17 protein-coding genes and 2 pseudogenes are annotated in these 24,260 nt (G+C 72.7%); 6 read left to right on the top strand and 13 right to left on the bottom strand.

The genetic code is table 11. From position 1 onward, the window contains the following. Positions 1-35 precede the first annotated feature (35 nt). A pseudogene (locus ACGF5T_RS26800) lies at positions 36-671 on the top strand (creatininase family protein); the annotation flags it as partial. Here ACGF5T_RS26800 and ACGF5T_RS26795 read toward each other — a convergent pair. From ACGF5T_RS26795 to ACGF5T_RS26775, 5 genes are all read right to left on the bottom strand, one after another. Next, complete coding sequence (locus ACGF5T_RS26795) at positions 644-1,924, bottom strand: lysylphosphatidylglycerol synthase transmembrane domain-containing protein (protein ID WP_392889454.1); 1,281 nt, start codon at positions 1,922-1,924, stop codon at positions 644-646. The pseudogene ACGF5T_RS26800 and the gene ACGF5T_RS26795 overlap by 28 nt on opposite strands. After that, on the bottom strand, positions 1,897-3,015 hold the full coding sequence (locus tag ACGF5T_RS26790; RefSeq protein WP_366767445.1) for a trans-aconitate methyltransferase: 1,119 nt from the start codon (positions 3,013-3,015) through the stop codon (positions 1,897-1,899). The genes ACGF5T_RS26795 and ACGF5T_RS26790 overlap by 28 nt, the downstream gene beginning before the upstream one ends. Continuing rightward, on the bottom strand, positions 3,012-4,220 hold the full coding sequence (locus tag ACGF5T_RS26785; protein ID WP_356610930.1) for a glycosyltransferase family 4 protein: 1,209 nt from the start codon (positions 4,218-4,220) through the stop codon (positions 3,012-3,014). The genes ACGF5T_RS26790 and ACGF5T_RS26785 overlap by 4 nt, the downstream gene beginning before the upstream one ends. Continuing rightward, positions 4,217-4,615: a 6-carboxytetrahydropterin synthase gene (locus ACGF5T_RS26780; protein ID WP_356610931.1), complete on the bottom strand. Its 399-nt coding sequence runs from the start codon at positions 4,613-4,615 to the stop codon at positions 4,217-4,219. Before ACGF5T_RS26780 ends, ACGF5T_RS26785 begins: the two co-directional genes overlap by 4 nt. Before the next feature lie 137 nt (positions 4,616-4,752). Next, on the bottom strand, positions 4,753-5,739 hold the full coding sequence (locus ACGF5T_RS26775) for a zinc-binding alcohol dehydrogenase (protein WP_356610933.1): 987 nt from the start codon (positions 5,737-5,739) through the stop codon (positions 4,753-4,755). 109 nt (positions 5,740-5,848) lie between these two features. Between ACGF5T_RS26775 and ACGF5T_RS26770 the strand changes: the two genes are divergently transcribed. Continuing rightward, on the top strand, positions 5,849-6,610 hold the full coding sequence (locus ACGF5T_RS26770) for a CDP-alcohol phosphatidyltransferase family protein (protein WP_356610935.1): 762 nt from the start codon (positions 5,849-5,851) through the stop codon (positions 6,608-6,610). An 87-nt stretch (positions 6,611-6,697) separates the two neighbouring features. Here ACGF5T_RS26770 and ACGF5T_RS26765 read toward each other — a convergent pair whose 3' ends face one another. The 5 genes from ACGF5T_RS26765 to ACGF5T_RS26745 form a co-directional block, all read right to left on the bottom strand. Continuing rightward, positions 6,698-7,579 (bottom strand): GNAT family N-acetyltransferase, encoded by an 882-nt coding sequence (locus ACGF5T_RS26765; RefSeq protein WP_356610936.1) that lies wholly within the window; start codon positions 7,577-7,579, stop codon positions 6,698-6,700. 158 nt (positions 7,580-7,737) lie between these two features. Continuing rightward, positions 7,738-9,009 carry an MFS transporter gene (locus ACGF5T_RS26760; RefSeq protein ID WP_366767444.1) on the bottom strand — a complete coding sequence of 424 codons (1,272 nt, stop codon included), beginning with the start codon at positions 9,007-9,009 and terminating at the stop codon, positions 7,738-7,740. After that, positions 9,006-10,799, bottom strand: coding sequence for an ABC transporter permease subunit (locus tag ACGF5T_RS26755; RefSeq protein WP_366767443.1), 1,794 nt, complete (start codon positions 10,797-10,799; stop codon positions 9,006-9,008). Before ACGF5T_RS26755 ends, ACGF5T_RS26760 begins: the two co-directional genes overlap by 4 nt. A gap of 3 nt (positions 10,800-10,802) precedes the next feature. After that, the gene (locus ACGF5T_RS26750; RefSeq protein ID WP_366767442.1) at positions 10,803-12,305 is read right to left on the bottom strand and encodes an ABC transporter substrate-binding protein; all 1,503 of its coding nucleotides are present in this window, start codon (positions 12,303-12,305) and stop codon (positions 10,803-10,805) included. Between the two features lie 164 nt (positions 12,306-12,469). Then, positions 12,470-13,006, bottom strand: coding sequence for a GNAT family N-acetyltransferase (locus ACGF5T_RS26745; protein ID WP_366767441.1), 537 nt, complete (start codon positions 13,004-13,006; stop codon positions 12,470-12,472). 114 nt (positions 13,007-13,120) lie between these two features. Here ACGF5T_RS26745 and ACGF5T_RS26740 point away from each other — a divergent pair, with 114 nt between their 5' ends. After that, entirely contained in the window at positions 13,121-13,453 is a 333-nt protein-coding gene (locus tag ACGF5T_RS26740; RefSeq protein WP_366767440.1) for a hypothetical protein, read from the top strand. A 168-nt stretch (positions 13,454-13,621) separates the two neighbouring features. Here the strand turns inward: ACGF5T_RS26740 and ACGF5T_RS26735 are convergent. Beyond that, positions 13,622-15,065 (bottom strand): annotated as a pseudogene (locus ACGF5T_RS26735) (NF041680 family putative transposase). Here ACGF5T_RS26735 and ACGF5T_RS26730 point away from each other — a divergent pair. Next, positions 15,051-15,734, top strand: coding sequence for a DUF6234 family protein (locus tag ACGF5T_RS26730; RefSeq protein WP_366767487.1), 684 nt, complete (start codon positions 15,051-15,053; stop codon positions 15,732-15,734). The pseudogene ACGF5T_RS26735 and the gene ACGF5T_RS26730 overlap by 15 nt on opposite strands. Before the next feature lie 166 nt (positions 15,735-15,900). Here ACGF5T_RS26730 and ACGF5T_RS26725 read toward each other — a convergent pair whose 3' ends face one another. Together ACGF5T_RS26725 and ACGF5T_RS26720 are read right to left on the bottom strand one after the other, a co-directional pair. Then, positions 15,901-16,827 (bottom strand): phosphotransferase, encoded by a 927-nt coding sequence (locus ACGF5T_RS26725; RefSeq protein ID WP_366767439.1) that lies wholly within the window; start codon positions 16,825-16,827, stop codon positions 15,901-15,903. A 5-nt stretch (positions 16,828-16,832) separates the two neighbouring features. Continuing rightward, complete coding sequence (locus tag ACGF5T_RS26720) at positions 16,833-19,484, bottom strand: ATP/GTP-binding protein (protein ID WP_366767438.1); 2,652 nt, start codon at positions 19,482-19,484, stop codon at positions 16,833-16,835. Between the two features lie 226 nt (positions 19,485-19,710). On the opposite strand from ACGF5T_RS26720, the gene ACGF5T_RS26715 reads away from it, so the two are divergent. Both ACGF5T_RS26715 and ACGF5T_RS26710 read left to right on the top strand, forming a co-directional pair. Beyond that, positions 19,711-21,021: a hypothetical protein gene (locus tag ACGF5T_RS26715; RefSeq protein WP_366767486.1), complete on the top strand. Its 1,311-nt coding sequence runs from the start codon at positions 19,711-19,713 to the stop codon at positions 21,019-21,021. A gap of 323 nt (positions 21,022-21,344) precedes the next feature. After that, positions 21,345-24,122 carry a glycosyl hydrolase gene (locus ACGF5T_RS26710; protein ID WP_366767437.1) on the top strand — a complete coding sequence of 926 codons (2,778 nt, stop codon included), beginning with the start codon at positions 21,345-21,347 and terminating at the stop codon, positions 24,120-24,122. Positions 24,123-24,260 lie beyond the last annotated feature (138 nt).

Below are 24,260 nucleotides of genomic sequence, written 5' to 3'. Positions count from 1 at the left end.
CAGTTTTGCCGACCGAGACGAAAGGCCGTGCGGGAATGGATGTTTCACTGGTGCCGACGGACACGACCGAGGACGTGCGCGGGCGGGGCCGCGGGGTGGCCCGGCAGATCGCGGTACTGCCGGTCGGAAGCTACGAACAGCACGGGCCGCACCTGCCGCTGGCCACCGACACGCTCGTCGCCTGCGCCATCGCCCGGGAGATCGCCGCCGCGCACCCGGTGCACCCGCTCCCACCGGTGACGATCGGCTGCTCGCACGAGCACGCGGACTGGCCGGGGACGGTCAGCGTCTCCTCGGTGACCCTGCACGCGGTGATACGCGACATAGCGGACTCGCTGCGCCGCTCGGGCGTCGACGCCCTGGTGGTGGTCAACGGGCACGGCGGGAACTACGTCCTCGGCAACGTCGTCCAGGAGTCGTCCGCACGCGGCGAGCGGATGGCGTTGTTCCCGGCCGCGGAGGACTGGGAGGCGGCGCGGGAGCGGGCGGGTGTGGCCACCTCGCTGCTCACCGACATGCACGCGGGGGAAATCGAGACCTCCATTCTTCTGCACACGCATCCCGAATTGGTCCGGCCTGGTTTCGAGGCCGCCGATTTCATCGCGGACGACCGGCGTCATCTGCTCTCCCTCGGAATGTCCGCCTATACCGATTCCGGTGTCATCGGGCGTCCTTCACTCGGTTCGGCGGAAAAGGGGAAGGAACTGCTGGCGAGCCTCGCCGATTCCTTCGGGGCGTACTTCTCGATCCTGACCGCGGCGGACGCGCCCGGACCGGTGGGTGAGCGCGGGTAGGGCCCTCCCGGGGCCGGTTGCGGCTGCGGCTGCGGCTGCGCGCCCGGTACGCGGGCGCGCTCCGGGGCGTTCACCGGAGCCTCGCCCGCGCTCCCGGGGCCGGTGCGCGGACCCGCGTACCAGCGGACGACGAGCACTGCGACGCCGGGCAGGGCGGCCACGAAGCTGAGCACCCCGTACACCACGGCCACGCCCAGCCCGGTGCCCGCACCCAGCCCGGCCGCTCCGAACGCCCAGGCGGTGACGCCCTCCCGGGGGCCCCAGCCGGCGACGTTCAGGGGCAGGCCCATGGCGAGCAGGGCCAGCACGGCCAGCGGCGTGAGTACGGCGACGGAGGCGCCGCTGCCGGCCACCCGGGCGGCGAGCACGAACAGCGTGAGGTGCCCGGCGAGGACGACGAGGGACGACACCGCGATCCCCGGCAGCGCGCGCCGGGACAGCAGCGCCGTACGCGCCTCGCCGAGCGTCGCCCGCAGGGCCCGCCCCCGGCGGTTGGGCGCCCGGTTCATGCGGAGGGCGAGGCCGACGGCGAGCGCGCCGAGCAGGGCCGGCCCGAGGAGGGGAGCGATCTGCCGGGCCTCGTCGCGTACCGGGGACGGCATGACGAGCAGCACCGCGGCCCCGACGCCGATCAACGCGATCTGTCCGGCGGCCCGTTCGAGGACGACGGCCCGTACGCCCCGCCCGAGGTCGCCGGCGCTCCGCCCGTGCCGTACCGCGCGGTGCACGTCGCCGAGGACACCGCCGGGCAGCGCGGCGTTGAGGAACAGGGCCCGGTAGTAGTCGGCGACGGCGGGGCCGAGGGGCAGCCGGATGCCCAGTCCCCGGGCCACCACGGCCCAGCGCCAGGCGCTGAGCACGGTGGTGACCAGCCCGATGCCGAGCGCCGCGGACAGCGCGGTCCCGTCCATCCGGCGCAGCCCGTCCCACAGGACGCCGGTCCCGGTCCGCCACAGCAGTACGACGAGGAGGGCGACGCCCGCGAGGGTGCCCACGTGGGTGCGCAGACGGGGGGCCAGGCGGGTAGGCAGGCGCGTGGTCAGGCGGGTGCGCGGCGCGGGACGGGGGCCGGCAACCGTCTCCCCCCGGACCGCCGATGCGCTCACGAGGCTCCGCCCGTCGGCCGGCACAGCGCCAGGAGGTCGGTGTGGTGCACGACGACGGTCAGCTCCTCTGCGGCGCAGGCGGCGAGGCGCTCGTCCAGGTAGCGGCCGGCCCGCTCCCCCAGCTCGGGGCGCTGCTCGACGGCCGCGCCCACCCAGCCCCGCAACCACTCGGCGGTGAGCGCGGACTCGCCGGGACCCAGCCGCCAGTGGCTCGGGTGCGTCCGCACCGTGGCACCGTGCGCCGCGAAGGCCTCCACCGCCACGGTGACCGCGTCCGGACCGAGCAGGCCGGTCCGCCGCTGGTGGTCGTTGAAGGCCTCGGTGATCTCGGCGTCCAGCGGGTGGGCGGGGGCCAGTTCGACCCGCCCGGCGACCGAGAGGGTCAGCAGCGCGGGGCAGCCGGCCGCGGCGCAGGCGGCGGCGAGGGCGCCGACCTCCTCGGTGGTGAGCACGTCCAGCAGCGCGGAGGCCGTCACCAGCCCGGCGCCCGCGAGTGCGTCCGGGGTGAGGCGGGCGAGGTCGCCCCGCCGGGTCTCGACCGTGACACGGCTGCCGTCGGCGGCCGAGCGCGGGGCACCGGCGGCGGCGAAGTGCAGGAGGTAGGGGTCGCGGTCGTGCAGCACCCAGTGCTGGGCACCGTCGAGCAGCGGGGCGAGCCAGCGTCCCATCGAGCCGGTGCCGCAGCCCAGGTCGTGCACGACCAGGCCGCCCGCCCGGCCCGGCAGGCCGGCGAGGCGGATGCGGAGCGGCTCCAGCAGTTCACGCGCCCGCGCGGCGGCGTCGGCGGGTTCGCGGAGCCGCAGCCACTCGGGGGCGAAGCGCGGGGGGTCGTCAGGATGTTGCGGCTCCTCGTCCGGCCCGTCCGGTCCGTCCGGCCCGTCCGTTTCCCGGAGGCGCAGGGTGGCGCGCTCGTCGTTCCGCTGAGCGGCCGGCCCCTCCTCGCCCCCGTCGGCGGACGGCCCGGCGGTGCCTTGGGCGGCCCGGGCGGCGGGCCATCCGGTAGGGCTCCCGGCCGGGTCCGGCGGGGGGACGAGGTCCTCCCGGGACTCGGTGGCGTCCCGGGGGCCGGGCTGAGGCGGGATCGCCCCCGCGGCCGATGCCGTGGTCCTCCTCATGCCGCCCTCCCGGGGGTGCTCGGCAGCCGGTGGAGGACCGCGGCCAGGCTCCTGGCCGTGGCCGCCCAGCCGTCGAGGGCCGCGCGACGGCCGCGTGCCGCGGCCTTGAGCCGGCGCCGTACGTCCGCCTCGCCGAACCAGCCGCGCAGCTCGGCGGCGAGCGCGGCGGGGTCCTCGGGCGGGACGAGGATGCCGGGCACGCCGCCGTCGGGGGCGCGCCCCACCGCCTCCGGGACGCCGCCCACGTCCGTGGCCAGTACGGGGATGCCACGCGCGAGGGCCTCCGTCACCGCCATGCCGTAGGTCTCGGCGTACGAGGTGAGGACCATGAGGTCGGCGGTGGCGTAGGTGGCGTCCAGCTCCGCGCCGGACCGCGGTCCGGCGAGCACCAGCCGCTCCTCCAGACCGTGCCGCGCGATCAGCGCCCGCAGCCGGCCCACGTACCGCGGGTCGTGTCCGAGCCCGCCGACGCACACGCAGCTCCACGGCAGGTCGGCGACCGCGGCCAGCGCCTCCACCAGCCGGTGCTGGCCCTTGCGCGGGGTGACGGCGGCGACGCACACCAGCCGGGAGACGCCGTCGGTGCCGGGCGCCAGGGGCGCGATGTCGGCGCCGGGGGCGGCGACATGGACCCGGGCCGGGTCCAGTCCGTGATGGGAGACGAGCCGGCGCACCGCCCAGTCACTGGTGGCGACGACCGCGGAGACGGCGCGCAGCACCGCCCGTTCGCGGGCGTCCAGTGCGGCGGCGACGGCGGGGGCGAGGCCCGTCTCGTCGCCGAGCGGGAGGTGGACCAGGACGGCCATGCGCAACCGTCGCGCCTCCGGGACGACGATCTCCGGGACCCCGCAGGCGACCAGCCCGTCGAGCAGCACGACGGCACCGTCCGGCAACCGGCGAAGGACGCGCGCGAGTTCCGTACGGGCGGCCTCGTCCGGCCGGGGCCAGGCCCCGTCGACCGGCAGCCCGCGCACCCGCCACCCGAAGCCGGGCAGGTCGAGCCGTATGCGCCGGTCGTAGGCGTTGCCGCCGCTCGGTGCGGCCGGGTCGTCGACTCCGCCGGGCACGACGAAGTGCACGGAGCGCAGGGACATCGGGACGATCCCGCCCTTTCCCGGCGCGGCCGGGGCCTGCGCCGGCACGTAACCGAGACGGGCACGCCCCGTCGTCGCGGCGACCACCGGTTCGGTGGACGTGTCGGTCACAGCGCACGCTCGTAACTCGCCCAGGCGACGTGCGACTCGTGCAGCGTCACGGTGAGGCCGGCCAGGCCCTGGGCGCCCTGCCCGAGCGCGCCCTTGTGCACGCGTTCGGCGAGCCGGTCGGCGATGACCTTCGCCAGGAACTCCGTCGAGGTGTTGACGCCGGCGAAGTCCGGTTCGTTGTCGAGGTTGCGGTAGTTGAGCTCGCTGACGACGGCGCCCAGCTCCTGGGTGGCCAGCCCGATGTCGACGACGATGTTGTCGTCGTCCAACTGCTCGCGCCGGAAGGTGGCGTCCACCAGGAACGTCGCACCGTGCAGGCGCTGCGCCGGCCCGAAGACCTCGCCGCGGAAGCTGTGGGCGACCATGATGTGATCGCGGACGGTGATGCTGAACAACGGACGACCCTCCAGGTGTGGCACGTCTGGTCCCCGCCGGTCGCTGCGCGGGTACCGTCCTTTACGGTCCGGTGCCCTCCCTTGTTCAGCGGCCCGTACCTCTTTCTCAAGGTCAGGCGCCGATGGCCCGGCCCGCCTCAGCCGTCGTCGCCGCCGTACCGGATGCGGTGGCACAGGGCGGGGAGGTCGCCGGCAGCCAACCGGGGCAGGACGTCGGGCAGTTCGGCGAAGGCGGACTCACCGGTGACGAGCGCGTCCAGCGCCGGGTCGGCGAGCAGGTCCAGGGCGAGGGCGAGCCGGTCGGCGTAGGAGCGGGTGGCGCCGCGCGCCGGGGAGACGGTGCCGACCTGGCTGCTGCGCAGGGTCAGGCGCCGGGAGTGGAAGGCCTCGCCGAGCGGGAGGGCGACGCGGCGGTCGCCGTACCAGCTCAGTTCGAGCACGGTGCCTTCCGGCCGCAGCAGTTCCAGTGACCGGGTCAGGCCCGCTTCCGTCGCGCTGGCGTGGACGACGAGGTCGAGGCCCCCGCGGGCGTCGGCGGGACGCGCGAAGCCGACTCCGAGCGCCTCGGCGACCTCGGCCCGGCCCGGGTCGGCATCGACCAACTGCACGCGGACGCCCGGGAAACGGGCCAGCAGCGCGGCCACCGAGCAGCCGATCATGCCGCCGCCGACGACGGCGATCCGGTCGCCGACCAGGGGCGCCGCGTCCCACAGGGCGTTGACGGCGGTCTCCACGGTGCCGGCGAGCACGGCCCGCCCGGCGGGGACGGCCGCGGGCACCGGGGTGACGGCGGCGGCCGGGACGACGTACCGGGTCTGGTGCGGGTACAGGCAGAAGACGGTGCGGCCGACGAGGTCCCGCGGCCCCTCCTCCACCTCCCCCACGTTGAGGTACCCGTACTTCACCGGTCCCGGGAAGTCGCCGTCCTGGTACGGCGCGCGCATCGCCGCGTACTGGTTCGCCGGCACCCGGCCGCCGAAGACGAGCGTCTCCGTGCCCCGGCTGACGCCGCTGAAGAGCGTGCGCACGAGCACCTCGTCCGCGCCCCGGACGGGCAGCTCCACGTCGTGGATGGCGCCCCGGCCGGGCGAGTCGAGCCAGAACGCACGTGCGGTGCTGGTCATCGGATGTCCTCCTGAACGATCGGGAAGCCGCCCACGTACCGAGGGATGCACAGGCCGCGCACAAGGTAGCGGCGTTGATCGACTCTGTCACTCGGCCGGAGGGTGTTCGGTGGCCCTGAACGACACGTACGACGCGAGGCCCGCACAGCAGGAGACGGCGGTGGGGGCGGGAGCGCAGGTCCTTCTCCTGGCGCTGCTCGGTACCGCGATCGGCATGGGCACGGCGGGCTGGCTGACCGGCCTCGCCTTCGCGTTCGCGACCTGGGCGGTGCTCTCCCGGGCCCTGCACCGCTCCCGGCTCGCCTCGTTCGGCCCGGCGAACCGGGTGACCCTCGGCCGGGCCACCCTGGTCGGCGGGGTGACGGCCCTGGTCGCCGACTCCTTCAGCGGCGCACCGCCCGTCTCGCTCCTCGTCGGCCTGACGGCCGTGGCCCTGGTCCTGGACGGTGTCGACGGCAAGGTCGCCCGCCGTACGGGCACCTGCTCACCGCTGGGCGCCCGCTTCGACATGGAGGTCGACGCGTTCCTGATCCTGGTGCTCAGTGTCCACGTCGCGCTGGATCTGGGTCCCTGGGTGCTGCTGATCGGCGGCATGCGGTACGTGTTCGTCGCCGCGGCCCGCGTGTGGCCGTGGCTGACCGCTCCGCTGCCGCCCAGCACGGCCCGCAAGACGGTGGCCGCGCTGCAGGGCGTCCTGCTGCTGCTCGCGGGCGCCGACCTGCTGCCGGGGCCGGTGAACGCCGGGGTGGTGCTACTGGCGCTGGGTCTGCTGGTGTGGTCGTTCGGGCGGGACGTGCGGTGGCTGTGGCGGACCTCGCGGGTGCGGGGTGGCGCCCGGGCCGAGGTGCTGCGGGAACTCGTCGCGCGGTGAGGTCTCCCGGCCGCCCGGCGGAGCGCGGCGGGCCGGACGGGAGGAGGACGGGTCGTCTCCCCCGTGCGGCCCGCCGCGCCGTCCCCGCTACAGGTCCAGCCGGTACTGGAGTTCCGTGTGCGTGGGCACGTAGCCGAGGTCGTCGTTGACGCGCCTCATGTACGTGTTGCTCTCGGCGGTGTCGGTCAGGAGGCCGCCGAGCCCCGGGTGGTCGGCGCGGGCCCGTCGGATCGACTCGGCCTTCATCCACCGGGCCAGCCCGTGCCCGCGGTGCTCGGGCAGCACGGCGGTGCCGTAGTGCTGTCCGTCGCCCGTGCGGTCGCCGGGGACGACGAGTTCCGTGAACCCGGCGACCGAGCCGTCGCTGGTGTCGACGGCGACAACGGTGTGCAGCAGGTCGCCCCGGTCGCCGACGGCCTTCGCCACCGCCCGGACCCGGTCCACGTCCCACACCCCGGCGACGTGGTCGGCGCCTTCCATGGGCATGTCGTCCATGGCGCGCCGGGAGGCGGCGAACGTCCCGGCCAGATCGTCGGGGACGGCTCCCTCCCAGGAGACCAGCCGGTAGCCCGGACGCGGGCGCTCGACGAGCTCGTCGAGGGCGGTGGCGTCCACACCGGCCAGCGGCAGGCGGGCGTACCGCAGGGTGAGTACGGTGCGGAAGCCGCGCGCCGACAGGAAGTGGTCGCCGGGCGTCCCGGCCTCGGCCGGCGCGACGACGCCGTGCCTGCCGTCGTCGCGGGCGGCGGCCACGGCGGTGTCGAGCAACCGCGTGCCCACTCCCGCGCGCCGCTCCACGGGGTGAACGTGCAGGGAGAGTTCGGCGAGGTGGGTCTGTCCGGCGCCGGTGGGCAGGCGCAGGAAGGCCGAACCGACGGGGTGGGCGTCGGCGTCGGACGCCAGCCAGGCGAGGCGTCGGTGGTGCGGCCCGTCGGAGGGGTCGGTCAGCGGGGTGATGCGAAGCGACAAGGTGTCTCCGTCGTGAGGAGGTGCATCGGGTCCGTACGCGGGCTCGACCGCCGGGCACTCCTGCGCATGTGCTCCACACCTCCTCGGGGACGGTGCCGTCCGGGACGCCGGTACGGCCGGGAGAAGGTAACCGGGCCGTCGCCTCCCGGGCAAGGGGATTAGGGCTTTGCCGTACCGGCGGAGGAGCCGGAGGGCCGCCGGGGCAGCAACCCCGCCGCCGCCAGCGGTACGGCGGCCAGGACCAGCCACGGCACGGCGGCCGGCAGCCCGGTGTCCAGCAGCAGACCGGTCGCGGAGCTGCCGGCCAGCACGATGAGCCCGGAGACGGAGGACAGCGCCCCCGTGTACAGCCCGAGCCGTCCGTCCTCGGCGAGGTCCGGCACCCAGGCACGGGCGACGGGCGCGACCAGCATCTGCCCGAGGGTGAGCAGGACGACGAACCCGGCCGCGGGCAGCAGTCCGCCCGTTCCCGTCCACCCGACCGGCCGCGCGGCCGCGACGACGGCGAAGCCGGTCGCGATCAGCACCAGCCCCGCCACCATCGACCGGCGCGGCGCCAGCCGCTTCCCCGCCCACCGCGTCACCGGCAACTGCGCGGTCACCACCAGCAGCGAGGACAGCGCGAACAGCCAGGCCAGCGGTGCCTGGGAACCCGCGGCGCGCTCCACCTCGGCGGGCAGGGCGAGGTAGAGCTGGTTGTAGGCGAGCAGGTAGGCGCCGTAGGCGCAGCACAGCGCGAGGAAGCGCCGGTTGCGCAGCAGCAGTCGCGTCCCGCCCCTGACCGGGACCCGGGTCCGCCCGGGGATGCGCTGCGGCAGCAGCCACGCGTGCCCGGCGAGGACGAGCACGAAGACACCGGCGCCGGCCAGGCACGCGGTGCGGAAGTCGACGGCGAGCAGCAGGGCCCCCAGCAGCGGCCCGACGAAGGCCCCGGCCTGCCCGGCGACGGTGAACAGCGCGAGCACCCGGCTCCGGTCCTCACCGCTGCGCTCCTCCCAGGCGACGGCCTGCCGGGCCACCTCGGACTCGACGGCCGGTGAGAAGAGCGCGGCGGCGAACCCGATCAGCAGGACGGCCCCGACCACGGCCCAGGTCTGCTCGGCGAACCCGAGCCAGCCGAACCCGGCGATCCGCAGCACGCACCCGGCGAGGACGACCGGCCGGATGCCGTACCGGTCGGCCAGCGCGCCGCCGACCACGAAGAGCCCCTGCTGGCTGAAGGTCCGCAGCCCCAGCACGAACCCGACCAGCCAGCCCGCCATGCCGATGCTCTGTCCCAGGTGCTCGGAGAGGAAGGGCAGGACGGCGAAGAAACCGATGTTGAAGGCCAGTTGGGTGAGGATCAGCAGCCGGAGCAGCGGCGGGAGCGGGGCCGGTCGCCGGGTGCTCCGTGCGGTCCGTGCGGTCCGGGGTGTGAACAGCGAGGTCATGGTGCGGCGACCGGTTCCTTCTTGGGCGCGGTGGCCTGTTCGGCGACGGCCGGGGCGGGGCGTACGGGTCGCCGCCCGGGCCCGCGGAGCCCGCCCGCGGCGCTGACGGCCAGGGCGCCGAGCAGGGCGAGGACGGCGGCGGGGGCGAGGACGGCCCAGGGGGCGCGTTCGGCGTAGGGCTGGTTCTCGGCGAGGAGCAGGCCCCACTCCGGGGAGGGCGGCTGGGCGCCCAGTCCGAGGAAGCCCAGCGAGGCGAGGGCGAGGGCGACACCGGGCAGCCGCAGGAGGGCGTGGCGGAGCACGGGGGGCAGCACGGCGGGCAGCAGTTCGCGGCGCAGCAGGTACCAGCGCCCGGCGCCGAGGCCCCGGGTGGCGGTGATGTGCAGGGTGGCGCGTTCCTGGCCCAGCAGTGCGGAGGTGTGCGCGGCGAGCGGCGCCCAGGCGACGGCGCCCACCGCGAGCGCGGGCGTGGCCCCTCCGCTGCCCGCGACGGCGGTGACCAGGAGGGCGACGAGGACGGGCGGCACGGCGTTGACGGTGTCGACGAGCGCCCCGGACACCCGGGGCACGAGTCCGAGGAGCACGCCCGCGACGAGGGCGGCGGCCGTGATGGCGGAGGCGAGCAGCAGGGTGTCGAGCGCGCCGTGGCCGACGCGGGCGAGCAGGTCGCGGCCGAGGGAGTCGGTGCCGAACGGATGGGCGAGGGAGGGTGCCCGCAACCGCTGCCCGGTGTCGAGGGCGAGCGGATCACGGGTCAGGCCGACCCCGATGACGGCGAGCAGCACGGCACCCTGGAGGAGGGGCGGTACGCGGCCGCCGGGCGGGGCGGGCCGGTGCAGGGAGGACAGCGCGCCGTCGCTCGGCGCGGGCCCGGTCAGCAGTCGGGCGGTGACGCGGGTGGCACCGGTGGCGAACGCCGCGAGGAGGACCAGGGCGAGGGTGCCGGCCTGGAGGACGGGCAGGTCCTGGGCGAGGGCGGCCTGGAGGGTGGTCCGGCCGAGGCCGGGGATGTCGAAGACCTGCTCGACGGCGACGGCACCGCCGGTCAGCCCTACGACGAACAGCCCGAGGTTGGGCAGCAGCGCGGGCACGCAGCGGCGCAGCGCCTGCCGGGCGATACGGCTCCCGGTCAGTCCCCGGGCGGCGGCGGCCAGCGCCCAGGGCTCACCGAAGGCGCCGGGCAGCAGGTCGTCGAGCAGCCGCCCGATCACGGCCCCGGCGGGCAGCCCGAGGGCGAGGGCGGGCAGCAGGGTCCACTGGGGCCCGTACCAGCCCAGCGCGGGCAGCCACCCCAGCTGCACCCCGACGACGGTGGCGAGCACGGAGGCGACGAGGAACTCGGGCAGCGAGGCGACGACGGCCGAGCCGGTGCCGCCACGCCGCCGCCCGCCGAGCCGGCGGCGGGCGCCCAGCCGGAGTGTGCGGGCGCAGACGAGTCCGGCGGTGAGGGCCGCGACGGCGAGGGCGACGGCCATGAGCAGCAGGGACGCGCCGAGCGCCTGGACCACGCCGGGCAGCACGTCGGCGCCCGAGATCCACGACTGCCCGGCGTCCCCCCGCACCAGCCCCCCGAGCCACCGCCCGAGGACGTGGAACGGCCCGCCGTCGAGCCCGAGCTGCGCGCGGATGTCGGCGAGCACCTCGGGCGTGGGGTCACGCTCGGCGGACCGCGCCTTGAGCACGGTGTGGGCGGGATCGGTGTGCGTGAGCCACGGCAGCAGCCCGATCCCGCACACCAGCGCCGCCGCCAGCACGACCCGCCACACCACGGTGGCCACCCGCTGCCGCACGGCTCAGCGCCGGGTGCCGGTACCGACGAGGGTGCGCTCGTACGGGTCGAGGATCACGCCCTGCACGGAGTCGGCGACGCCGGTGATGATCCGCTGGTGCACGAGCGGCACGACGGCGTCGCTGCCGAGGATGCGGGCCTCCGCGGCCATCGCGGCGTCCTGCCGCTTCGCGGTGTCCGCGATCTTCTCGGCCCCGGCGACCGCCGAGTCGACGTCCTTGTCGCAGAGCTGGGCGATGTTGAAGCCGCCGTCGCAGGTGTAGTCGCCGGAGAGGACGGCGACGGGGTCACCGGTGTCGAGGAGGGTGTTGCGGGCGAGCACGAACGCGTCGAACTTCCCGTCCAGCGCGTCCCCCTCCAGCCGCGAGTACTCGCGCACGGTGAGCTTCACCGTGAAGCCGGCCTTCTCCAGCTGCTGCTTGACCACCTGGGCGACCTCGGGCAGCTCGGGCCGGTTGTCGTAGGTGGCGAGGGTGACGGTCCTCCCGTCGGCCTTCCCGGCCGCAGCGCGGCCCACGGGCCGCGTGCGCTTCCCCTCGGCCCAGGTCACGGCGGGCCCGTAGATCCCGGCACCGGGGTCGGCGTAGCCCTCGTACACGTCCTCGGCGAAGACGGAGGTGTCGAGGGCGGCACGGGCGGCGGCCCGCAGCTTCGCGTCCGCGAAGGTTCCGGACGTCGCGTTGAGGAGCAGGCTGGTGGTCCGGGTGGTGGCGGTGTCGCGCCGCGTCTCCTTGTCGAGGGTCGCCGCCTGGGCCACCGGAACGGCCTCGGCGATGTCCAGCTCACCGGTGCGCAGGGCGTTGGCGCGGGCGGTGCCGTCGGCGATGAAGCGGGCGTCGATGCCGGAGGCCTGGGCGCGGCCACCCCAGTAGTCGTCGAAGCGGTCGAGGGTCGCGGAGCCGGCGCCGTTGACCTTGGTCAGCTCGAAGGGCCCGGTGGCGGTGCCGACGGGGTCGACGTGCCCGCTCTTCTCGTAGGCCTTCGCGGAGAGGACGGCGAGGCTGGGACTGGAGAGCCGCAACGGCAGTACGGGGTCGGGCTCGGCGGTGGTGATCCGGACCACCCGCTCGCCGCCGGCCTCGGCGCTGAGGGTGACGCCGGCGAGGGCGGCGGGCGCGGGCTCGGCGTCGGTGGCGTGGGTGAGGGAGTCGGCGACGGCGGCCGGGGTGACCTCGCTGCCGTCCTGGAAGGTGGCGTCGCGGAGCGTGAACTCCCAGGTCCTCTCGCCGTCCCTGCGCCAGGACTCGGCGAGGGCGGGGGCGGCGGAGCCGTTGGCGTCCAGCGCGGTGAGGCCCTCGGTGACGGCGAGGCGGCTGAGGAGGGTGGCGTCGGCGCCGTACGGGGAGAGGTTCTCGGCGGGCGGGAAGGCGAGGGCCACGCGCAGGCGGGAACCGTCGCCCTCGTCGCCGGAGCCGGAGTCGTCACCACCGCCCGAGGCGAAGCAGCTCGCTATGAGCGGCACGAGCAGGAACGGGGCGAGCAGCCGGGAGCGGCGGTGGGAACGCATGGTCCTCGGATCAATCGGCGTCGAGCGGGTCAGGCGGGGTGACAGCAACGAACGGAGACTACATGACAATCATTTCCATGACGGAGCGCGCCCCCTGATCGGCCTCGTCCCGATCGGTCTCGCCCTGATCGGGCTCTCCCCGATCGGCCTCGTCCCCATCGGCCTCACGCCATCGGCACGTCGAAGTGCACGACCGCCTGCCCGCCGCCCGCGTCCTCCCGCTCGTCGTGCACGACCTTGGCGAGCGACCGCCAGAAGGGCTCGGCACCGGGAACCGCCGGGTCGGTGTGCAGGTACACGGCCCGGTACCCGCCGTCCGCGGCGGCGAAGGCGAGCAGCTCGTCGACGAGCCGGCGCGCCAGCCCGCGCCGCCGGTGCTCGGGCCGCACGTACACGCGGCGCAGCTGCGCGGTCACGCCGGACGGGTAGCGCTCGGCGACGTACCGGGGGTTCGGGGGGTGCGCGGGACCCCGGGAGTCGAGAGCACCGGTCGCGACGACCTCGCCGCCCGCGTCCACGGCGACGAGAAGGGTGTGCCGCTCGGGCGCCAGATAGGCCCCGACCAGGTCGACGATGTCCCCGTGCCAACGGGGCACGTACCCGGTGCCGAAGTCGCGGTAGACGGTGTCGAGCATGACGGCCCGGGCGGCGTCCAGGTCGTCCGGGGTGGCTGTCCTGAGGGTGTAGTCACTGGTGCGCACTTGCACATCGTACGCAATAACGAATGCCGCTGATCAGAGAGCCCCGGCCTGGGCGGCGTCCGCACGCCGCCCCAGGATGAAAGGCCGCTGTGGGCGTCATCGGACAACCGGCCGGTGAGTTCGACGCATGGGGAGGCTACTTTCCGGTTCAACGCGGTCGGCGGGTCTCAGGAACCCATCTCGAACCTCGTCATGCGGGACGTCGACGCCGTTGTCACCCACGTAGCCGAGTCCTTTGGCCTGCGCTACACGCGCTACAGCGACGAGATGTTACTTCTCCAGCCGTCGGCTCGTCCGTGGCGAAAGCATCGACCGCCGGTAGCCGACGTGAAGAAGGCCTTTCGACCGCTGGATATGAAGCTCAACACGAACAAGACTCGTGTGGCCCGTGCCGGGGCGCGCCGCAGCGTACTGAGCGTCCTCGTCGACGGACCACCCCTCGCCTGACACGCGAACTGACACGCGAGTACAAGCGTCGCATCACCAAGCGCATACGTTGGGCCGCGTCTTTCGGCATCGAGGAACATCGCCGTCATCACTGCCCTGCCAGTCCCCGCTTCCAGCGCACCCCACCTCGAATCACGCTGCCACAGCCCGCAACTCTGAGGTTGCTCTTTATGGTCTGACCTGGTCACGTTCGGCGATGCTCTCAGGTCGCCTGGCCGTTTTGCCCACGTTGTAGCGGGTGGCGGGACGCCGGTCCTTCGAGCCTGGGGTCTGCCGGGGCCTGGACGGTTGGGTTTCGGCGCACGGGCCGGACAGGGCAGGTCCGGACGCAAGTTTCTGAACCCCCGGCGGACCCGCGCGGGGGTGAGCCGGCCGGGCTCGACCGGCTTCTCCCAGGGACGGCGTAGATCCGCGACCAGCGGCCGGGCGAGACGGAGTGGGGTATGGACCGCAATGATCAGCCAGGTCCACCGGTCAGCCGCCTGGGGTGTGCGGAGTTTCGGGCGGGTCCAGCCGAGGGTCTGTTTGATCATCCGGAAGGCGTGTTCAAGGTCGAATCTGCGCAGGAATGCCTGCCAGCGCAGGTCGACGTTCTCACCGGTCAGGCCGGTGGCCGACGTCCACAGCCAGTTGGGGAGTGGATCGTGGCCGCCGGGCAGGCGGTCGACCTCCAGGCGGATCAACGTGCCCTCGATTAGGGGGAGTTCGCCGGTGTGGTCGACCCATGCGGAGCGGGTGGTCAGACGAGGATGGATACGGTCCCAGGCCCTCGCGCGGGCGGTGCCGTAGCGGTCGGTGACAGCTGCGGTCGCGGCATCGGGCTCGCCCCAGGTGTCGGGCTTGGCGAAGCGGAACTCCTTGCCGTGCTTCGGCGGGCGCCCGCCCTGTGACGGCGAGATCCAGGGAACCTGGACCGGCTTGCGCATCACGCGGTCGGTGCGCATCCGCCCCAGGACCTCAACCGGCAGCCCCTCCAGCAGATAGGCGATGCGCGGAGCGTCGTAGCCGGCGTCGAAGACAATGAGGTGTCGCGGTCACCCGGGTGCCAGCGGCCCCCGTCGATGAGGTCCTCGACCACGCGGCGGACCTGGACCGCGGTGACCTCGGCGACATCGTCGGCCGGTCCCAGCCGCAGCGCGTCCAGGATCTGGCACCACGAGGTCCGGCCCGACTCCAGCGCGGCGACGAACGAGTACGGCCAGCCGGGCACGAACTGGTCTGAGGAGCGTCCGCTGCGGCCGTAGACGTGACAGAACAGGCGGTCCGGGCTGGTCGGCGCGTCCGGACGGAGCCAGTGGGTGACGTCCACCGCCAGGACCAGGCGTCCGTCGGCGGCCTCGGGTTGCGGCAGCCCGGCCAGCACCTGCCGCAGTTTCGGTACCTCGACGTTCCCGCAGTTGAGCGCCTCGTACATCGCGCCGTGCCCGCGCCGGTGTTCTGCCGTCAACGTGAGGTCCACCGGCGTTGTTACCGGCCCATCCGCACACAACAGTGCATCGGTCAGCTCGAACAACGTGTCCCCACGCGCGGTCAGACAGCCGAAGAAGTCGTCCCGGAAGCGTGACGCCACCGCGAACGACTCCCGGACGGCATCGTGATGCAGCAGACTCATTCCCCCACGGCCTTCGTACTGGTCAAGTGCCTCTTTGGTCGGAGCACAAAATCAGACGGAGGCCGTGCTCACGTCCCCGGAACCCTCAAACGAGCGAGTGCGTTCACTTTGCAGTTCGACGGCAGGAGGAGGCCTGCGGAGTGCTCAGCTCGGCCACGACTCGGTCTCGGCCTGGTGAACCGTGATGCAGTGCACGGCGTGACGCACGAGAGTGTGACCATGCGCTTCGAGCCGAGTTCGCGTATACCGCGCTTACCGGGGAACGATTGCCGGCCTGAAGAGCCTTCAGACACTCGAAGCGACGGGTTCGCGGGTGGCTGCATAAGCCTGATCGTCTTGCTCATCGAAATCCCGGTCGCCTCTCTGCTGGGGTTGACGTCGGTCATCCGTGGATGGGGCCGTGTGGACGAGCAAACCGTGGCACCCCCGATGGACTGGGTTCCGATCCTCTGGCTCGGCGGGTTCACATTGGGCGTGCTCGTGATCGCCGTAATCTTCCTGTACTCGGCACATCCGTTCGCAGGAGCGGTCCAACTGCTCGTGGCAGCCATCGCGCTGTCTTTCACGATCGCTGCTTGGCACGGCCAGTACGAGCGTGCCCACCCACCTGAGCCACCAACGAGGGCCGGGATGCCGCACACTCCCTCGAACCACGTGACCGACCGGTAGAAGCCACAACGCCGGATGCCGAAGGACAAAGCCACACAGGCGCAGCAACTGGGGCAGTCATGCACACTCAACCCCGCGAGCTGTCGCGGCCAGTCACCGGCGACCATAAAGAACAAGCTGAGTAGCAGGTCGCAAACCGGTCACCCTTCGCTGTGAGGAGGCGGCCTCAGATCCGAGCGGCGACCGACTCCGCGAAGCGGACCATCGCCCGGTGATACGTGGCCCTCTCTGGGTTCGGGAACCGGACGTTGTGGCGGTGATAGCGGTGGAAGGCGATGATCAGCGCCGCGTGCTCAATCTCGAGGGGGAGGATCGCGCGGTCCACCGTGGTCAGGGGACGGAGTTTCTCGTATCCGTCGAGCAGGGCGTGGAGACGCTCGGTGTCGAGGAAGCCGGCCTCGTCCTGGGCGAGACCGACGGCTGCCATGCCCAGGTCGAGCAGGGGATCGTCGAGGGAGACCGTCTCCCAGTCCAGGACGGACAGGCCGCCGTCGTCACGGACGATGACGTTGTCGTCGAAGAGGTCCCCGTGGATCAGGCAGGACGTTCGGTGGCTGTCGGCCTCGGCGTCACGAACTCGGTCGAGTCGGGAGGTCAGCCACCGGGCGAACTCCTGGTCGGCGAAGTCGGGGACCGACGCGAGGTGCTCGGCGGAGAGACGGCGGGCCCCGATGGGGACGTCGATCAGGCCGTCGGCGTCGGGGGCAAGCGCGTGAAGGCGGGCGAGCAGGTTGCCGGCCTCGGGAAGGAGCGCGGGGGGAAGGGGCTGCTCGACCGTACCGGCGATCCACCTCTTCAGGACGAGGAGGCGGTCCTCGACCCGGACGATGAGTGAACCGTCCGTGGCGGGGACGACCTCGCTGGTCGGCAGGCCGAGCCGGTGGAAGGCCCGGGTGTGGCGGGCAAGGGTGTTCGCGGTGTCCTCGTGGTGGTTGTCAAGGGAGGTCAGCACGTACTCGCCCTGGTCGCAGGTGAGGCGAAAGCTGGAGTTCGCGGCGCCGCCCGAGAGCACGGTGAGGGACGCGCCCGTCAGTCCGTACCTGTCGGCAACGCTGGAGAGGTCGATCTGGTCCGCTGTGGTGTAGTGCGCCACCTGGTTCAAGCTCCTAGCTGTGCTGCCGACTCCTGTCGGCGATCCTCGACGAGGCCGACCCAGCGTGCCCGCACCTGAGGGACACTGTCCAGCCACTCAGCGCGCGGAAGGCCCAAAGGTGGATCCTCGTCGGCCATCAGATAGGTCAGTTCGGCGAGGTAGGCGAACTCGACGCCGTTGACACAGTCCGCCATAAGGCGCTCCCGGGCCTGGGTGAGCGCTTCAGGGGCGCCGTTCAGGAGGGCATGCAGGCATCCAGCGAAGCGGATGTAGGCGACCGATGAGGTCAGCCCCGCCTCCATGGCCTCCACCGCGACGGCCTCGGCGCGCTCCGGCAGGTCTGGCGCGATGCCCGCGTCCCTCACCAGGGCTGCGATGCGGGTCTGCATTTCGGCCCACCGGATCGACACGCCCCCGAGCAGCTCCTCGGCCCGGGCAATCTGCTCGGCCGCGCGCGGGCGGTCCTGGAAGGCCGCGGCGAAGGCGAGACAGGCCTGCGACAGGGCGGCTTCGCCGAGCATCCCGGTGGCCAGTGCCTGATCGCGGCCGGCCGCGTACGCGGAGCAGGCCAAGGCGATGGATCCCTGGGGCCACCAGAGGTCGCCGAGTACGCGGTCCTGACGGCCCTCCGTGCCCAGGTGCAGTGCCGCCTCCCTGGCCTGCGGGAAGTCACCGATGCGGCGCGCCAGGTGGATGAGCCCCCGGCGAGCGGTCGCGGCAAGGCGGCCTCCCCGTTCCGCGACGCGCTGCATGCCGTTCAGCGACTCCTGGAAATTGCCCAGGTCCCGGTCGCACTCGGCCAGGAAGTAGCGCGGCAACTCGTCCAGACTTTGCGGCAGGACTCCGGCCCGCAGGACGTCGCGGAGTTCTTGCGCCGTGCTGCCCCGGTGCCGGCGCTGGCGCTGGGCGATGGCCGAGAGGGTCGCGGCGAGTGCTTGGGCCGCAGTGGGAGACGCCCCCGCCAGGACGGCCGCCGGCGGCTCGACGGGCTCCCAGACGAAATCGTCGACGTACTGGAAGGCTGCGTCCTCGAGCCAGCCGAGCGGGAGATCGAACTGATGGGCCAGAGCGAGGCCTTGGCGGAGAGCGGACACCAGGCGCCCGCGGTGGGACTTGTCCTCCTGTCCGAGGGCCCCGAAGGCGCGTCGCGCAGCGCGTTGCCAGTCGGCGGAGGTCCACCGGTCGTCGCTGGTCGAGTCCGCCTCGCGGACCGTGTCCCGGACCAGGGCGTGCAGGCGGTAGGGCCATGGCGCACCGGGGTCGTGATCGACGAACGGCCTGTCCACCAGGTTCTGGGCCGGAGCGTCGTGGTCGAAGCCCGCGGCCGCCGAAGCCAGCGGCACGGAGAACGTGTCCAGAAGGCTGACGGACCGCACGACCCGTCGCACGTCCGGAGGCAGGTCACGGAAGGTCCGGGCGACCAGGGCGGGGAAGTCAAGGTTGAAGTCGTGCACGGAGGGAGCGTTCCCCGAGCGACGGTACAGATCAAGGAAGCGCATCGCCGCGAGGTCGAGGTAGAGCGGCAGTCCGTGCGAGTTCGCCGTGATCAGACGGCGGGTCGCGTCGTCCATCATCGGACGACCGTCTCGTGTCAGGCGCTGGGACAGATAGGTTTCGCAATCTCCCGCGGACAAGTATCCAACGGTGTGTTGTCGGGGTTCACGCGTCGCACCGCCGACGAGCTGGGGCCAGCACTCCGGCCCTGCCCAGTCGAGTTGGCCTTCCAGCAGCGGATCGTCCCACTGGAGGCGATTGCGACCCGTGACGATGAACAAGGCGTTGGGCATCAACCACACCAACCGCTGGACAAGGCGCTCCAGATCCCGGTGCACCCGGTCTCCCACGTCCTCGAACGTGTCCAGCAGCACCACCAGGGTGGCCCGGTGCTTGGCGGGCAGGGACGCCAGGTCCCACGCGAGGAGGTGCGGATAGTAGCTGAGTGCGTCCTGGTCGGGAGTGGCCTCCAGCAGGTCGGCGAAGCGACTGCACTCCGCGAGCGCCCTGATCCTGTGCTGTCGTTCCCTCAGCGCCCGGACGACTGTCCTCAGCCCATTGCCGACCACCTGCCCCACCGTGCCTGGAAGGGCCACCGCCTGCGCCACGTCGGCCAAGGCCGACTGCATCTGGGCCGACAGATTCCGCGCTCCGGGAAGGGAGCTCAGTCGGGTGCGGCGACGGACGTACTCGTCGAGCGGTTCACCGGGATGGTTGTGTTCCCAGTACCGCTGGAGAGCCAGGTCGAACGTCGGCATCGGCTGCCCGATCTCGGCCGCGGCCAGTCGGACGGCCAGAATCAGGGACTCGAGATCGACGCCCGAGTCGCGCGACAGATCCACCCGCACCGGCACGATGGGGCCGAGGCTCTCGTCGAGCGGCGGCCAGTGCCCCTGGACCGGCAGATCTCCGGAGAGATGCTGCGCCACGCACCGGGACAACGTCGACTTGCCGATGCCGCCGACCCCGTAGAACGTCAGCACATTGCGGCGGGGCGTCTCGAGGTCCTGCACATCGAAGCCATCGGCACGCACTCCCGGGACGAGGTCGGCTAGGCTCCGCGCCACCGAGTCCCACTCGTCACGCCTGTCGGCGAAGTAGTCGACCGCCTTGACTTCGCGATCGTTCGAGCGGAACAACGCCCTCAGATCCGACTGGCTCACCAGTCCCCCTTTGTCGACAACGGTGCCAGCAGAGCAGCCGACCTGAATAACCGTCAAGTCGTGGTGAACGCCCAGGCAAGGGCACCATGATCCCCTGCCACGCCGGTCTCACCGGGTTCGACGTGCATGGTGTGCCAGTAGACGCCTCGTCTGTAACACGTATGCGCAAGGTTCCTGCCTCCCGGTCGGACAGCGACCGTAGGCTGTACCGCGGAAATGGGGGATGATGACTGACGACCGCAGGGCCACCGTACCGGTGTGGATGTTGGCGACGGGTGACGTCCGGGTGCCCGCACTGACAGGAGACGGGCCGATGACGGCCGAGCGCTTGGCAGAACTGCGTGGTGCGCTGGCCGCCCTGGCCGACGAGCCGATCGCCACGCTTGAGGTGCATCCGCTGCCCGACACGCTCGACCGCGGGCGGGGTATCCCGCTCGATGTCGCAAGTCCTCTGGCTCAGCACCTGTCGCAGCTCATCGCGCAGTCGGCGCGAGGTTCCTCCGAGGGGGCCACGGCCACAGTTGCCGGCGAAGGCCTGTACCGCATGGTGATCCCGGCCAAGGTCGCCGCCCAGTTCGGCCAGGGCATCATTCGCCCGATGGCGGCGAAGGGCACGGCGGGTGGTGTCCGCGGCGCGCTCGTGGACTCGACCGGCAGGATCGCCGGCGCCGCGAGGTTCGTGCCCGCCGGTCAATCGGCGACGGCGGGCGCCGTCGGTGGTGCCGGTGCGACAGCCGGCGTGGCGGTCGGCGGCAGCGCGGCGCTCACCGTGGCCGCGCCGCTCGTCCTCATGGCCGTGGCGGTGGGTGTGAGCGCGCACGCCGACAGCAGGCGCCGGGAGGCCATCGAGCACATCACCGAGCTTCTCGAGCAACTTCAGGTGCGGGAGCTCGAACACGAGCAGAGCCTGCTCGACGGCTGCCGCGACGCGATCGACAAGGCCACCGCCGTTCTCCTCGACCAGGGCAAACCGGGTGCCTCGCTGGGACTTGACTCGGCGGTGCACGCCATCAACTCGGCGCTGGGTGCCGCCGATCGCCGCCTTGCCCAGTGGCAGAACGCCCTCGACAAACTGCCGCAGGGCAAGGCCGTCGAGCTCGGCACGCTGACCAAGTCGTTCCCCGGCGTCGAAGATCATGGCGGCACCTTTCATGCCCACCTCGAACTCGCCGCCCTCGCCATCGCGCTGAAGCGGCGCGTCGTCGTGCTGCAGGCCGTCGAGCACGCCCAGAGCGATTCGAGCAACCCGTTCGAGAACTTCACCCGCGCTCTCAAGCGCGATCAGCAGCGCCTCGACGAATTGGAGTCGGGCATCGCCGGTATCCTGGTCCGCCTGTCGGCGCTGGAACTGGCCCGCCCGAACGGGAAGCGGCCCGTCTTCACGACCGCCGAAGTCGACCGCCTGATGCGCGCGACACACCGCATCCACCAGCTGGGTGACGGCGTAGTGGTCGACAGCCGCCCAACCGACGTGGCGATCGACATCGCCCGCAACGAGGACGGCTCGGTGGTCGTGTTCCCGGCGCTGCCCGCGTAGGCGCACTCGCGCTCATCGGTCCGGGGCGGCCCAGGTGACGCCCGGACGGCGTGAGTCCGGCACGCGTCTGTGCCTCATCGGACCCGCAAAGCCCGTTCTGCACCCAGCGCAACCCGCCGGCCGACCTCTCCACGGCGACGCCGCCCGGCCCGTCGTGGCCGCCCACGCGCTGGTCCCGGGCGAGCCGCGAAGACCTGTCGGACGGCAAGTGCCTGCCGTGGTCGTTGTGTTCAACCTATTGACAGTGCATTACATGGGCTTTACGTTCCGCCCATCTGAGAGCGCTCTCAGAAACTCCCCCCTGTCACGACTTGAGGTGACACATGCCAGCCCCACGCTTCAGACCGGCATCCGTTCTGCTGCTGGCCTCAGCCCTCGCCTTCGTCGGCCTGGGCCCGGCCGCCACGCCCGCGGCCGCCGCCACCGTCCCCGTAGGCTCCGGCAGTTACTCCGACACCCGGCCCGCCGGCACGTCGGGTCCCACCACCAACACGGGAGCACCGGTCACGCCCAAGGTGACCGCTGCCGCCCGGAACCGGCCCGTGCCCACCAACGACTGGTGGTCCTCCCTCGCGTACCAGCGCTACGGGGACAACCCGTACTCGACCCCCATGTACGGGCATCCCCTGACCTACCAGGCCACGGCCGGCGGGCTCGACGTCGGCTACCCGACGACCCCCGCGATCGTCGGCGACGGCCGCCAGTACGAGTACGCCCACAAGCGCGACCTCACCATCGGACTGACCGGCCTCAACTCCCCCGACACCAAGGCCGACGACTGGTCCGACTGGACGGTCACGCCCTACTGGTCCGACGGCACCCGCACGCTGCGCACCACGATCGGCCACGGCTCCCCGTTCGTGTACGCCAAGGGCTCCGGCGGCAACGCCCAGATCACCACCGCCGGCGCGCCCGCCGTCTTCGCCGACCAGGGCAACGTGCTCGGCATCACCGTCGCCGGGCACCACTACGCCCTCTTCGCGCCGACCGGCAGTGACTGGAACGTCTCCGGGTCGACCGTCACGGCGGGGCTCGGCTCCAAGGACTACTTCTCCGTCGCGGTGCTGCCCTCCACCGGCGCGCTGGCGACGTTCAAGAAGTACGCCTACAGCTTCGTCACCGGCTCCCACGTGTCCTGGAGCTATTCCGGGGGCGCCTCCAAGGCCACCTACACGCTGACCACCGAGGCGAAGGAGGGCACCGAGCGCGGCACGCTCCAGGCGCTCTACCGCCACCAGTGGCTGCACACCACGGACCCCCTCACCTCCTACACGTACGTCTCGCCGCGCGGCATCATGAAGGTCCGCGAGTCGGCCTCCTTCACCACCAGCCAGAAGGCCTCGGCGGTGCTGCCCGCGCTGCCGAAGTCGAACGGCGTGGACGCCGCCCGGCTGCGCGGTTACCTCAACGAGGTCGTGAACGCCTCCGACCCCTTCTCCGGGGCCGCCGACACCTACTGGACGGGCAAGGCCCTCGGCCGCCTCGCCCAACTCGTCCCGGTGGCGGAGCAGATCGGTGAGACGGGCGTCCGCGACCGGCTGCTCGGCCTGTTGAAGGGCAGGCTCCAGGACTGGTTCACGGCGGGAGGCGCGAACGAGTTCAGCTACGACAGGGACTGGAAGACCCTCACCGGCTACCCCGCCTCCTACGGCAGCGACACCGAACTCAACGACCACCACTTCCACTACGGCTACTACGTCTACGCGGCGGCGATCATCGCCCAGTACGACCAGGCGTGGGCCGCCGACTCCGCGTGGGGCGGCATGGTCAAGACCCTCGTGCGGGACACCGCCAACCCCAGCCGCACCGACACCGCCTTCCCCTTCCTGCGCGGCTTCGACGTGTACGCGGGGCACAGCTGGGCCTCCGGTCACCAGGGCTTCGCGGCCGGAAACAACCAGGAGTCGTCCTCCGAGTCCACCAACCTCAGCGCGGCCCTGATCCTGTGGGGGTCGGCCACCGGTGACACCTCGCTGCGCGACCTCGGCACCTTCCTGCTGACCACCGAGTCGGAGTCGATCGCCCAGTACTGGTTCGACGCCGACGAGCAGGTCTTCCCGTCCTCGTTCGGCCATGACACGGCCGGCATGGTGTGGGGCAGTGGCGCGGCCTACTCCACCTGGTGGACCGCCAACCCCGAGGAGATCCACGGCATCAACGTCCTCCCCGTGACGGGCGGCTCGCTGCACCTCGGCGGCGAGAAGGCCGCGATCCGGCGCAACATCGCCGAGATGGAGCGGGAGAACGGCGGCCCGGCCGTCGAATGGCGTGACATCCTCTGGGAGTTCCAGTCGTTCGCCGACCCCGGTACGGCCAAGGCGAAATGGGACGCGGGGCACGCGGGATACACCCCGGAACAGGGGGAGTCCAAGGCGCACACCTACCACTGGATCAACACGCTCGACGCCCTCGGCGCACCGGACGCCACCGTCAGCGGGGACATCCCCACGTCCGCCGTCTTCACCAAGGGCACGACCCGGACCTACGCGGCACACAACCACGGAGCGACGGCCCGCACGGTGACCTTCTCCGACGGCAAGACCCTCTCCGTACCGGCCCGTTCCACGGCGACCGGCACCGGGTCGGGCTCGACGGACCCCGACCCCGATCCTGACCCGCCGACCGGCAACACCTTCCAGCTGCGCACCGGCGGCGCCCTGACCACGGCGACCGGCGGCACGGCGGGCAGCGACACGATCGCCTCCGGCGGGGGTGCCAATCACGACGGCAGCCCGTACCAGCCTCTCGTCTACGAGGTGCGTGGCGTCAACGGCTCGCTCACCCCGGGCGCGTCGACCGCCTTCCGGCTCCAGGTGGACGCGGGCACCGCGGTCGGCCTCGGCCAGCAGGCGCGCGTCAGTTACGACTTCACCGGTGACGGCAGCTACGACCGGACGGAGACGTACCACTACTTCGCGACCGACCCGGTCGCCGGATGGGAGGAGTACACCCAGGCTCGCGGCCTGAAGGCGTCGACGGGAACGCCGGCCGACCTCAGGGGCGGCAGCGTGCGCCTCGAGGTGTGGAGCGCCATCGGCAACGGCACCGCCAAGCTCCAGACGGGCACGGACAGGTCCGTGCTGGTGATTCCGTACAGCTGAACCATCGAGTGCGGGCGTGGGGGGGGGCGGGGGGGGCCGCACCCCCCCCCCCCCCCCCCCCCCGGGCCCCGCCCCCCCCCCGGCCGCCCCCGCCCCCCCCCCCCCCCCCCCCCCCCCCCCCCCCCCCCCCCCCCCCCC

Origin of the sequence: Streptomyces sp. NPDC047853, from assembly GCF_043204535.1 — a bacterium.
Taxonomy (GTDB): Bacteria; Actinomycetota; Actinomycetes; order Streptomycetales; family Streptomycetaceae; genus Streptomyces.
This window is presented reverse-complemented; position numbering and strand designations above follow the sequence as displayed.

Excerpts from the sequence above, each read along its gene's own strand:
- ACGF5T_RS26710 (WP_366767437.1), top strand. The coding sequence starts at position 21,345 with ATGCCAGCCCCACGCTTCAGACCGGCATCCGTTCTGCTGCTGGCCTCA.
- ACGF5T_RS26790 (WP_366767445.1), bottom strand. The coding sequence starts at position 3,015 with ATGAGGAGGACCACGGCATCGGCCGCGGGGGCGATCCCGCCTCAGCCC.
- ACGF5T_RS26750 (WP_366767442.1), bottom strand. The coding sequence starts at position 12,305 with ATGCGTTCCCACCGCCGCTCCCGGCTGCTCGCCCCGTTCCTGCTCGTG.
- ACGF5T_RS26775 (WP_356610933.1), bottom strand. The coding sequence starts at position 5,739 with ATGACCAGCACCGCACGTGCGTTCTGGCTCGACTCGCCCGGCCGGGGC.
- ACGF5T_RS26730 (WP_366767487.1), top strand. The coding sequence starts at position 15,051 with ATGCAGCAGACTCATTCCCCCACGGCCTTCGTACTGGTCAAGTGCCTC.
- ACGF5T_RS26715 (WP_366767486.1), top strand. The coding sequence starts at position 19,711 with ATGACTGACGACCGCAGGGCCACCGTACCGGTGTGGATGTTGGCGACG.
- ACGF5T_RS26760 (WP_366767444.1), bottom strand. The coding sequence starts at position 9,009 with ATGACCTCGCTGTTCACACCCCGGACCGCACGGACCGCACGGAGCACC.